Source organism: Okeania sp. KiyG1, assembly GCF_014132355.1.
GTDB lineage: Bacteria > Cyanobacteriota > Cyanobacteriia > Cyanobacteriales > Microcoleaceae > Okeania.
Window position 1 is genome coordinate 39,540 of record NZ_BLZO01000088.1, and the last position, 12,581, is coordinate 52,120.

Consider the following 12,581-nt stretch of genomic DNA (forward strand, 5'->3'; position numbering starts at 1 on the left):
ACCTCCTCTAAATTTCCATTTCTCCTGTTTCCTGTCTCCTGTATCCTAGCCCTTAAAAAGTTAATATTTTAGGCGCATAGTTGGGCAGAAAAATCATTCTTACAATTCTTACTCCTACCTCCTCTAAATTTCCATTTTTCCTGTCTCCTGTCTCCTGTCTCCTGTCTTCTACCCCTTAATCCGTACATCTTTGCCATAATCCCTGTGTGCTAATTTGTCTAAAGAAAAGTATGCTTCGCGAAATATTTGACCATAAGTTTCTGTCATTTCTGCAAAGGTATTTAATGACTCTAGTACATATTTGGAATTACCTGCGAGTCGATGACGCAATGCTTCATCCGTCAACAAAGATGTCAAAACATTTGCTAATTCTTCTGGGTTATCGGGAGTATAGAATAAACCATTGATATTTGGTTTTATTTGTTCAACAATGCCAAATACTGGAGTAGTAATTATGGGTAAATTATAAGCCATTGCTTCTAATATTACTCTGGGAAAACTCTCGACGCGGGAAGTACAAACAAATATATCTGCTGCTTGATAATATTTTGCTGTTTCAGGAGTTTCTTTTACTATTTCTACTCGCTGTTGAATTTCTTCTGGTAATTCAGTCAAAAGTTCGTGTAATTTTAAACTGTAAAGATTTGGGCGATCGCCTACTATAAAACATTTGATTTTTTGGCTTTCTGTTTCAGGGATAAATGATAAGGCTTTTACTAAATCCTGTTGACCTTTCCTTTCACAAACAGTACCTAATAATAGAATGACAATTTCATCATTTTTTACTTCTAAAGTTGACCTTGCGGATTGTTTTGACCATTTCTGAGATGCAGATTTTAATAACTGCAAATCTAAGCCATTATGTACGACAGTAAAATTGTGATGACTATTCAAAGGTAAGTATCTATTTCGAGTAGCGTCTGCCACAAAAATTACTCGATAGGGATAGCGGAAACATTCTAATGCTCTAGCAGCTATCTGTGTACCAAACCGATTAAAATAAGTTTGCCAAGGTTGACTTTCATGTACATTCCAGACACTGGGAATATTTAACATTTGAGCGACATCTACCATGAAAAAGTTTTCTAAAGTATTGACATACATAACATCAATATTTAGTGCTTTTATTTCTTTGGCAAAACTAGCTAAAGCTTCATCATAGATATCTCTTTGATAAATATGTTCTAGTGGATTATCTAGAACAATTACCTGAATATTATGCTGTTGATAAATTTCTCTCAATTCTCCATCATTGACCGAAAAGATTATTGGTTCAATAATTCCATCATCTGCCAATTTTAGGACAATTTCTAATTGATGAAGTGGCGCACCTGTCAAATCTAGGGAATTACTACACATCAATAATTTAATTCTGGGAAAAATGTCTTTCATTTCAGCGAGTAAGTTTTCCTCACTATAATTAACCAGTTCATTTATTTGTGGTTGATTTGGAGAATTTGCCTCTAGTGCCGGATTATTTATTTCTGGTTCTTGCTGAGACTCATCAACTTTTGCCTGGCTATTTATTGGTGGTTGATTTGGGAAATTTCCAACTTTTGCCGGATTATTTATTTGTGGTTGATTTTGAGAATTTGCCTCTAGTGCCAGATTATTTATTTGTGATTTTTGCTGAGACTCATCAAATTTTGCCGGATTATTTATTTCTGGTTGATTTGGATAATTTGCTTCTAGTGCTGGATTATTTATTTGTGATTCTTGCTGAGACTCATTAACTTTTGCCCGATTATTTATTTCTGGTTGATTTTGAGAACTTCCAACTTTTACCGGATTATTTATTTGTGATTTTTGCTGAGACTCATTAACTTTTGCCCGATTATTTATTTGTGGTTGATTTGGATAATTTGCTTCTAGTGCCGGATTATTTATTTGTGATTCTTGCTGAGAATCATCAACTTTTGCCGGATTATTTATTTGTGGTTGATTTGGAGAATTTGCCTCTAGCGCTGGATTATTTATTTGTGATTCTTGCTGAGAATCATCAACTTTTGTCGGACTATTTATTTGTGGTTGATTTGGGAAATTTCCAACTTTTGCCGGATTATTTATCTGTGATTTTTGCTGAGAATCATTAACTTTTGCCTGACTATTTATTTGTGGTTGATTTGGAGAATTTGCCTCTAGCGCTGGATTATTTATTTGTGATTCTTGCTGAGAATCATCAACTTTTGTCGGACTATTTATTTGTGGTTGATTTGGGAAATTTCCAACTTTTGCCGGATTATTTATCTGTGATTTTTGCTGAGAATCATTAACTTTTGCCTGACTATTTATTTGTGGTTGATTTGGAGAATTTGCCTCTAGCGCTGGATTATTTATTTGTGATTCTTGCTGAGAATCATCAACTTTTGTCGGACTATTTATTTGTGGTTGATTTGGAGAATTTGCCTCTAGCGCTGGATTATTTATTTGTGATTCTTGCTGAGAATCATCAACTTTTGCCCGATTATTTATTTGTGGTTGATTTGGAGAATTTGCTTCTAGTGCTGGATTATTTATTTGTGATTCTTGCTGAGAATCATCAACTTTTGTCGGACTATTTATTTGTGGTTGATTTGGGAAATTTCCAACTTTTGCCGGATTATTTATCTGTGATTTTTGCTGAGAATCATTAACTTTTGCCTGACTATTTATTTGTGGTTGATTTGGAGAATTTGCCTCTAGCGCTGGATTATTTATTTGTGATTCTTGCTGAGAATCATCAACTTTTGTCGGACTATTTATTTGTGGTTGATTTGGAGAATTTGCCTCTAGCGCTGGATTATTTATTTGTGATTCTTGCTGAGAATCATCAACTTTTGCCCGATTATTTATTTGTGGTTGATTTGGAGAATTTGCTTCTAGTGCTGGATTATTTATTTGTGATTCTTGCTGAGAATCATCAACTTTTGTCGGACTATTTATTTGTGGTTGATTTGGGAAATTTCCAACTTTTGCCGGATTATTTATCTGTGATTTTTGCTGAGAATCATTAACTTTTGCCTGACTATTTATTTGTGGTTGATTTGGAGAATTTGCCTCTAGCGCTGGATTATTTATTTGTGATTCTTGCTGAGAATCATCAACTTTTGTCGGACTATTTATTTGTGGTTGATTTGGAGAATTTGCCTCTAGCGCTGGATTATTTATTTGTGATTCTTGCTGAGAATCATCAACTTTTGCCCGATTATTTATTTGTGGTTGATTTGGAGAATTTGCTTCTAGTGCTGGATTATTTATTTGTGATTCTTGCTGAGAATCATCAACTTTTGTCGGACTATTTATTTGTGGTTGATTTGGGAAATTTCCAACTTTTGCCGGATTATTTATTTGTGATTCTTGCTGAGAATCATCAACTTTTGCCGGATTATTTATTTGTGGTTGATTTGGAGAATTTGCCTCTAGCGCTGGATTATTTATTTGTGATTCTTGCTGAGAATCATCAACTTTTGTCGGACTATTTATTTGTGGTTGATTTGGGAAATTTCCAACTTTTGCCGGATTATTTATCTGTGATTTTTGCTGAGAATCATCAACTTTTGCCTGACTATTTATTTGTGGTTGATTTGGGAAATTTCCCACTTTTGCCGGATTATTTATTTGTGATTCTGGCTGAGACTCATCCACTTTTGACTGACTATTTATTGGTGGTTGATTTGGATAACTTCCCACTTTTGCTGGATTATTTATTTGTGATTCTGACTGAGACTCATCAACTTTTGCCTGACTATTTATTTCTGGTTGATTTGGAGAATTTGCCTCTAGTTTCGGATTATTTATTTGTGATTCTGGCTGAGACTCATCAACTTTTGCCTGACTATTTATTTGTGGTTGATTTGGAGAATTTGCCTCTAGCGCTGGATTATTTATTTGTGATTCTTGCTGAGAATCATCAACTTTTGTCGGACTATTTATTTGTGGTTGATTTGGGAAATTTCCAACTTTTGCCGGATTATTTATCTGTGATTTTTGCTGAGAATCATTAACTTTTGCCTGACTATTTATTTCTGATTGATTTGGAGAATTTGCCTCTAGTTTCGGATTATTTATTGGTGGTTGATTTGGGAAATTTCCAACTTTTGCCGGATTATTTATTTCTGGTTGATTTGGAGAATTTGCCTCTAGTGCCGGATTATTTATTTGTGATTCTTGCTGAGACTCATCAACTTTTGCCTGACTATTTATTGGCGGTTGATTTGGAGAATTTGCCTCTAGTGCCGGATTATTTATTTGTGATTCTTGCTGAGAATCATCAAATTTTGCCTGACTATTTATTTCTGATTGATTTGGAGAATTTGCCTCTAGTTTCGGATTATTTATTGGTGGTTTATTTGGGAAATTTCCAACTTTTGCCGGATTATTTATTTGCAATTCTTGCTGAGAATTATGAGATTCTAACTCCTGACTCCTAACCTCTGACTCCTGATTCCTAGCTCCTAATTTTTGACTTTTGACTTTTGAATTTTGACTTGAAAGCTGTTCACTTTCTAAATTTTTACTTTTTACTTTTGACTTTTGACTTTTAATAAAACATCGTTTTGGTTGAATTTCAAATAATTCACTTTCTAGAGAAAAATGAGGACTATAAAACCTATCTACCATCTGAGAATATTTCTGACGATAATTTGCTTCTTCCTGGGGATTATCAGAATAACCACGACTGGTTCCTTCCTTATGAATTAATTCAGCATCAGGACAATAAACTGAACGATAACCTTTTTCCAAAAGTCGATAACCATAATCAGCATCATTATAAGCAACGGCAAAATTTGACTCATCAAAACCACCCAAATCTAAAAATAATTGCCGAGAAGTTAACATACAAGCAGCAGTTACCGCAGAATAATTTCTTGATACAGAAGCTTGAGAAAGATAACCCCTATTTTCACTGTGTAATAATTTAAAAGCATGACCTGCTAAACCATGATGTAAACCATGAATTACACCTGCGTGTTGAATCCTTTTATCGGGATAAATTAATTTAGCTCCTACCGCACCAACATTAGGGAATTGTGCATAACCAATCATTTGACTTAACCAATGAGGAGAAATAACCTCCGTATCATTATTTAAAAATAGAATATATTCACTATCAACCTGTTCTACAGCTCGATTATTAATTGCAGCAAAATTAAACTTACCCCCACTATTAGGAATAGAAAGAACCGATATATTTGCCGAACCAGAAAATGAACCTTTCAGACTTGCCAAATATTCTAAAGTCTCAGACTCATCACTTTCATTATCAATCAGAAATACTTGATAATTCTGATAAGTTGTCTTTTTCAAAGACTCAATACAACCCTTCAATAACTTCACTTGATTTTTAGTCGGAATAATAATACTCACCAACCCACCTTCGTCCGGAAAAATAGCCTGAAAAATTCCTAAATTTTCTCGCATTGCCCAATCTGGTTGATAAACATCTCCCTTCACACCACGACGTTTTAAACTTTCTTGAACTGCTGTTTGACCTGCTAGAAAACTTTTCGGTTTTTCCCCACCAGAAATAGCAGTCGAACCCGGAGAAGTTCGCCAATGATATAACACCAAAGGTAAATGCCCAACTTCACGAGAAATTTCCGTTGCTCTTAAAGCAAAATCATAATCTTGAGAACCTTCAAAACCAATTCTTAAACCTCCAACCCTCTCAAAAATCTCCCTTCTAACTACACACAAATGACCCATATACATATAAGAAAGTAACAACTCTGGAGAATATTCCGGCTTAAATTGAGGGTCGAATCTTTTCCCTTCCACATTAATTTTGTCATCGTCCGAATAGAGAAAGTCCGTCTCTGGATTTTGACTTAAATATAAAGCCACTTCTCCCAAAGCATCCGGAGTAAGTTCATCATCATTATCTAAAAAGAGAATAAAATCTCCCGTCGCAAGTTCAGCAGCAGAATTCGTCGCAGCACTAATATTTCCATTCTCAGAACGAAATATTAACTTAATCCGGGAGTCCGTCTCAGCTATTTCCGTCAGAAATTCCCGAATATTTGAATTACTACAATCATCCGCTATACAAAATTCCCAATTTTGGTACACTTGGTTTAGTACACTGGCGATTGCCTTGTCTAAAAATTCCACGGGTGGGTTATAAACTGGCATAACCACAGAAATTTTAGGTAAAATTACCTGGCAACTCTCTAACCGAGAAATTAAATATTGAACCGAGCGATCGCCCCAATTATTCACCGCCAACCAAGCATCATAAACATCCACAGTTTCTGGCATCACAAATCCTGGAGGCGCTAATAATTCTCCTTCTTGCCATTGTTGCTGTCGATATATCTGTAATATTTGTCTGGCAATACCAGGTAACTCTGAAGGTAGGGGGATGATGCGACCCAACCTTTGCTTCCTTTCCGCAGTCCGTTTCCCAATAGCTTTAGCAAACTTAGATAATTTCTCCAATTTATCCTTAGCTTTTTCCCAGAAACTATAACGTCTTAGTTTTAAAACTTCCGAACAAGGGAAACCGACTATTTCCCCATTTTCCAAATGTGCTTCTAAACTAACCTCCCATTTTCCGGGTGGAAGTTCCACCGTTGCCTCAAACCCACTATCTGAACTTCCGACTAAGTCTGGAAAAACCTCACCCACATCCTTTCGACGCAAACCATAAGCACAGTCCACCGAAATATCCCCACATTTGAGAACTAACTTTGTAATTTTCTGTTCTGGATGGCAACACCAACCAGCAAATAAAATTACCCCCTCCCGTAGTTGCCAATTTGTAGGAGCATCAAAATTTGCCTCCACAGTAGATACCGATATTGGATAGGAGGCAAATTTATGCCACTTTCCTTTTTTATCTTGAGCTTCCAGAATTAATTGATAATTTCCTGGGGATAGTTGTAGGGGGATTTGGAAACCAGAATTTTTCGCAGCAGAAATATCTGGAAACTTTTGGGCAACATCTAGTCGTTCGATATGGTAATTCCCTGCAAAAAAATCTTCTCCCACTCTCGCACGAATAGCTTCAATGTCCAGACCAGTATTGCGAAAACACCAACCTACTATTTCTATTTGAGAATTAGCAAAATTCGTAGGGGCGATTGGCCAATCGCCCGGAGAGTCGATAGAGAAAATGAGGCGCATTTGCAACCCACTCAATTTCCGTTTTAACCCAGACCATTTTTCTCGCAACTTCCAGAACTTAGAAGATTTCATCGCCGAAATTTCTGCCTTGAGTGTTTCATTTTCGTAGTGCTGGGTTATGAGTTGAGCTTGGGTTTGCCCTAGATTAAATTCGGTTTGTCCCAAAATTGTCTGAGTTTCCCCCAAAATTGTCTGAGTTTCCCCCAAGATTGTCTGAGTTTTTCCCAATTCAGCTTGAGTTTGTTCGAGGGTAGTTTGAGTTTTTCCCAATTCAGCTTGAGTTTGTTCGAGGGTAGTTTGAGTTTGCCCTAAATCTGTTTCTAATATTCCTATTTTGTTCTGAGACTCGGTTAATTTTATTTGAGTGCCATCTAATTTTTGTTGAGTTTGCCCAAATTCTGTTTCTAACAGTTGAATTTTGGTTTGAGACTCTCCTAATTTGATTTGAGTAGCATCTAATTTTTGTTGAGTTTGCCCAAATTCTGTTTCTAACAGTTGAATTTTGTTCTGAGATTCTCCTAATTTGATTTGAGTAGCATCTAATTTTTGTTGAGTTTGCCCAAATTCTGTTTCTAACAGTTGAATTTTGGTTTGAGACTCGACTAACTTTACTTGAGTGCCATCTAATTTTTGTTGAGTTTGCCCGAATTCTGTCTCTAACTGTTGAAGTTTGGTTTGAGATGCTTGTAATTTAACTAGATTACCGTCTAGTTGTTGTTGAGTTTGACCTAATTCTGTTTCTAATATTCCTATTTTTTGATGAGATTCTTGTAACCTAATTTTGTTTCTATCTAGTTCAACTAAACTTTGCCCTAATTCTGTTTCCAGCTCTAATAACTTTTTCTGAGATTCAGTTAGTTTTATCTGAGTACCATCCAGTTGAACTAAAGTTTTGCCTAGTTCTGTTTCTAGACTTAATATTTTGGCTAAAGCTTCTTGAAATCTTGTTGCTGAGTTATCGAGTTGTGCTTGAGTTTGTCCTAGATCTATTTCTAATCTAATGACTTTCTTTTGAGAATCATCTAGTTTAATCTTGGCACCTTCAAATTGAGCTTGAGTCTGTCCTAGTTTTCTCTCTAATGTAGCAACTTTCGTTTGAGATTCTTGTAATTTTGTTGCTTTGCCATCGAGTAGTGCTTGGGTTTCTCCTATTTCTGTTTCTAATGCTTCTAATTTTTTAGCAGATTCTTTCAGCTTAATTTCTCTACTATCAAGTTGTTGCTGAGTTTCACCCAACTCTTTTTCTAGACTATCCACCTTTTGCTGTGCTTCTCGAAAAAATTCTTGCCTTTTTTCAACATCCGTTTCTAACAGATTAATTTGTTTTTCTAAACCTCGAATATTCAACCAATCCTGAAATTCCCAGAATTGGCAATCATACTGAATATTTGCGATTAATTCTGCTCCTGAATCACCACCTAAACCAATATTTTCTAGTTGTTGATAAACCTCTAACGTTTCTGGGAAATATTTTTCTATGAGATTAGGTCTACTGGTTTTAATAATATCCTTTACTAATAAGGATTCTTCAAAATTTCCTGGGGGAGGTGTTGGTAAATCTATTTCAAATTTATCGTTAACTGCTTGAATAAAACCTTCAGGATTTTTGCCAATACTATCAACCCTTGCTATTAAACATTGCCCAGAAAAACTTCGATAAAAATCTAAAATTCTTTCATTAAAATTTAGCCACATTTTCACAGGTATTTCTGGCTGTTCCGATAATTTTTCATCCGTAGCTCGTCGATAAAGAGAGTCTGCTACTTCCCACGGCGAACGATAGACAAAAATAAACTTAGCATCTGGTAATAAATCTAACCAAAAGTTTAAAAATAAAGTAGTTCTCGGGTCTTTCCATCCCCACAATTCTTGAGTTTCTTGACGGTTTTTAATTAATCGTTTAGCCGCTTTTAAATATTGTTTTTTGACGGGAATTTCTGTAATTTCAACATTACTTCCTAAATCATCCAAACCTTGGGAACCTAATATTCCTTTTTGCAGTTCCACAAATTCGATATCTTCAAAATGCCCCCTAACATTTCCATATTCCGGCCCCACTAATTTCTCTCCAATATTTACCCCTACACTCTGAAATAAAGAAGCTGTTAATGAAGTTCCCGAACGGTGCATTCCCGTAATAATAAAAACTGTTGATTTCATCTAATTTTTCTCCTTTGTAAGCATTCAGCAGTCAGCTATCAGCTATCAGCTATGAGTTATTAAGTTATTATCGCACCAAAGTCCGAATTAGTCTCCAAAGAGAATTCAAAGTTATCAGGACTTATACAATTTCTCAAAAACTTTTCTACATTTTGTTGAGCAGGGGAGTAGGGGAGTGGAGGAGTGGGGGAGAAGCAAACATAAGAATAATTAACATTAACGCAAGCTAAAATTAGCAAAATTACTTTTTTGCTTGTACCTAACAATTGACAACTGAAGTACTGCCCAAGTGTAGCAATAATGCATGGGAATTGGTATTACACATTTGACACCGAAAGAAATCGGAAGTTAAAAGTCTAGCATTTAAAAGTCAATAATTTTTGATTTGTAATTTTTTAGGATTTTGTAACCAGTTATTTCCGCCATCGTGCACTAGGGATATTCTGTCTGTAATTACAGCATTTAATTTGACAAATACTTCTCCAGAATACTGAGGAATTTCTACTTCTACTACCTCATATAACTCCATCTAATTTTTATCCTGATGTTCAGCAAAATTTGCAAAATTTCAAGATACTAAATAATTAATAATTAGGGCTTGCTGATTAAATCTAAAAGTATTTATAGATAAAGGTTTTAGCCTTTTTAAGTATCAAAAAGTGCGAGTTTTTAAGTGGCAATGGTTCAAAAATTTAGGATTTTGGTCAAGATTTGGGCAGAAAAATAAAGGGACAATTCTGACTCCTACCTCCTCGCTCATTCCCATTTCTCCTGTCTCCTACCCCTACTAAAAGACTTTTTCAGCAAACCCTAATTAATAATTAATCAGCAATTACAGCAGTTAATCTGACAACTATAGAAATATGATTTAAGTTATGAGATATTGGAAACTTTTAGGGAACAGGGAACAGGGAACACAGAAGAAGAAAAAACGTATCAGATAAATTTCTACTACTGCATATAATTTGATTGAATTTTTCTCCTGATATTAAGCAAAATTTGCAAAATTTCAAGATACTGGGTTAACGGTCGTTAACCCCTACTATATGTTCTGATACTAGAGATATTATGTCTGTCATTACAGCATTTTATCTCACAACTAATTCCCCAAAATACTGAAGAATTTTTACCTGTACTACCCCATATAATTTCATCTAATTTTTCTCCTGATATTAAGCAAAATTTGCAAAATTCCAAGATACCATTACCTCCTGCTCTAGTGCTAGAGATATTCTGTCTGTAATTACAGTAGTTAATCTGACAACCACTTCCCCAAAATACCGAGGAATTTCTATCTCTACTACCGCATAATTAGTTTTGCCAAATATATGATTGTGATTAAAAGGAATAGTTTTTTGTACTAATATTTTTCCATCCTCACTTTTAATAATCTCAATTTCACATTCTATTGAATAAGCAGCAATAGGTTCTATTTGTGGATAAACTCGAAATCTTTTTTGACCTTCAATTTGAAATTTAATTTCAGTCTGACACTTATGACTACCCGGTAAAATTTTCTCAGCAAATTTCCAAGTTTCTCCACCATCAAATAAAGGTAGTTCCTCAACTTCTGTTTTTACTTGCCTATTTGTTTGGCTATCAGACAATATTTTATCCGACAAATTTTTAGTTTCTTCATTATCAGATATGAGTATTTTTTCCACTTCTATCCTTTTTCCTATTACTTCTTCCTTTGCATTTCCAACTTCTTCCTTCTTCCCAAAATTCTTAACTTCTAACTTCTGACTTCTGACTTCTGACTTTATAAAAACTTCTTCCTTCTTCCTTATTCCTTCTTCCTTCCTACTTAAAGACTTCTGACTTCTGACTTCTGACTTTATAAAAACTTCTTCCTTCTTCCTTCTTCCTTCTTCCTTCTTCCTTCTTAAAGGTTGAGCAACTAAACCACCAGAAATTGGCTTTTGTAAAATATATAAATCTTGCCCATTTGCCATATTACTTTGAGGAAATCTTTTAATATGTTTGAACATAGAAAATATTTCCTGATAAGCTGCTGGTGTATGTAATGCTGCAACAGTATGTTGACCTTGACCGTCCGTTTCTCCTTGATGGTCTAGATACAAAAATAATCCCTCTTCTCCAATACTGTACATTTCAGCTTGATGAGTATTTCCAGTGCGAAAAATATCATAAACTATCGGAAAAAATTGAGGTCCGTGAAGTGTCATAAATAATATTCCACCAGGACGTAATACCCGATAAATATCCCAGGCCCAAAGATGTTGTAAATCTAAACGTAGGTGTGTGAATACTGAGACAGCATTAACTAGGTCAAATTGATTATTTTCAAAAGGTAATGGAGGTTGAATATCGTTATGTTTAACTGTGGCAAATTTGAGATTTTCTTGACACCATTTAGCACATTCAGGAAAAACGTCACAACCAAATAGTTTTTGATTGGGGAAAAGTTCTGGTTTAAATGCCATTAAATAACGCCCTACTCCACAGCCAAAATCTAGAATATTCTCAAATTGATGAAAATTAAATCCTGCTTTTTGCAGATAATTTTTTACTGTATATTTGAGGTCATCAAATGAACTAAGAAAAGCTTTCACACTGGAGTTGCCACTAATTCTAAGTAACAGATGGTTTGGTGGTAATAAGACAATGGAATTAACTGGAAAAATATTAACGACTCGCTCTAAATGGAAATTATTAATAATTTTGACCAATATCGTGCCATTTGGGGATAAATATTCACTGTTAATGGTGCATGACCATTGATATTTTTGGGTTTGACTTTCGTATTTTGGCAAACAGCTTTTTACTTTTATTCCATTTGCTAAAACAGCTACTTCTTCTACTTTTTCTTCAGGATTAATATCTGCTGCCCATCCTTCTATATAAATGTCTCCTGTGGATGTAACTTCAATACTTCTACAACCACCATCAGGATGACAATAAAAGTTTAATAATTTATCTATTTGTTCCTCAATTTCTCCCTTTCCAACTTCTTCATTTATAACTTTTGACTTTTGACTTTTGACTTTTGAATTGATAGCTTCTCCCTTTCCAACTTCTTCATTTATAACTTTTGACTTTTGACTTTTGACTTTTGAATTGATAGCTTCTCCCTTTCCAACTTCTTCATTTATAACTTTTGACTTTTGACTTTTGACTTTTGAATTGATAGCTTCTCCCTTTCCAACTTCTCCCTTTCCAACTTCTGAATTTTGACTTTTGACTTTTGAATTGATAGCTTCTCCCTTTCCAACTTCTTCCTTTCCAACTTCTGAATTTTGACTTTTGACTTTTGAATTGATAGCTTCTCCCTTTCCAACTTCTTCATTTATAAC

Annotated in this window: 4 protein-coding genes; all 4 read right to left on the minus strand. The window is 34.8% G+C overall.

Features of this window, described 5'->3' with window-relative positions:
• Positions 1 to 168: 168 nt before the first annotated feature.
• Entirely contained in the window at positions 169 to 9,264 is a 9,096-nt protein-coding gene (locus SAGCYANO_RS50510; RefSeq protein WP_375339962.1) for a glycosyltransferase, read from the minus strand.
• A gap of 370 nt (positions 9,265 to 9,634) precedes the next feature.
• The gene (locus SAGCYANO_RS19925) at positions 9,635 to 9,793 is read right to left on the minus strand and encodes a hypothetical protein (protein ID WP_202221655.1); all 159 of its coding nucleotides are present in this window, start codon (positions 9,791 to 9,793) and stop codon (positions 9,635 to 9,637) included.
• 643 nt (positions 9,794 to 10,436) lie between these two features.
• Positions 10,437 to 12,041, minus strand: a complete 1,605-nt coding sequence (locus SAGCYANO_RS19930) for a class I SAM-dependent methyltransferase (protein ID WP_202221656.1) — start codon at positions 12,039 to 12,041, stop codon at positions 10,437 to 10,439.
• Positions 12,042 to 12,376: 335 nt separating this feature from the next.
• A complete protein-coding gene (locus SAGCYANO_RS19935; RefSeq protein WP_202221657.1) occupies positions 12,377 to 12,574 on the minus strand; it encodes a hypothetical protein in 198 nt (65 codons plus the stop codon).
• Positions 12,575 to 12,581 lie beyond the last annotated feature (7 nt).

Bases quoted from the DNA above. Each gene is read 5' to 3' on its own strand.
- SAGCYANO_RS50510 (WP_375339962.1), bottom strand. From the start codon at position 9,264: ATGAAATCAACAGTTTTTATTATTACGGGAATGCACCGTTCGGGAACT.
- SAGCYANO_RS19925 (WP_202221655.1), bottom strand. From the start codon at position 9,793: ATGGAGTTATATGAGGTAGTAGAAGTAGAAATTCCTCAGTATTCTGGA.
- SAGCYANO_RS19935 (WP_202221657.1), bottom strand. From the start codon at position 12,574: ATGAAGAAGTTGGAAAGGGAGAAGCTATCAATTCAAAAGTCAAAAGTC.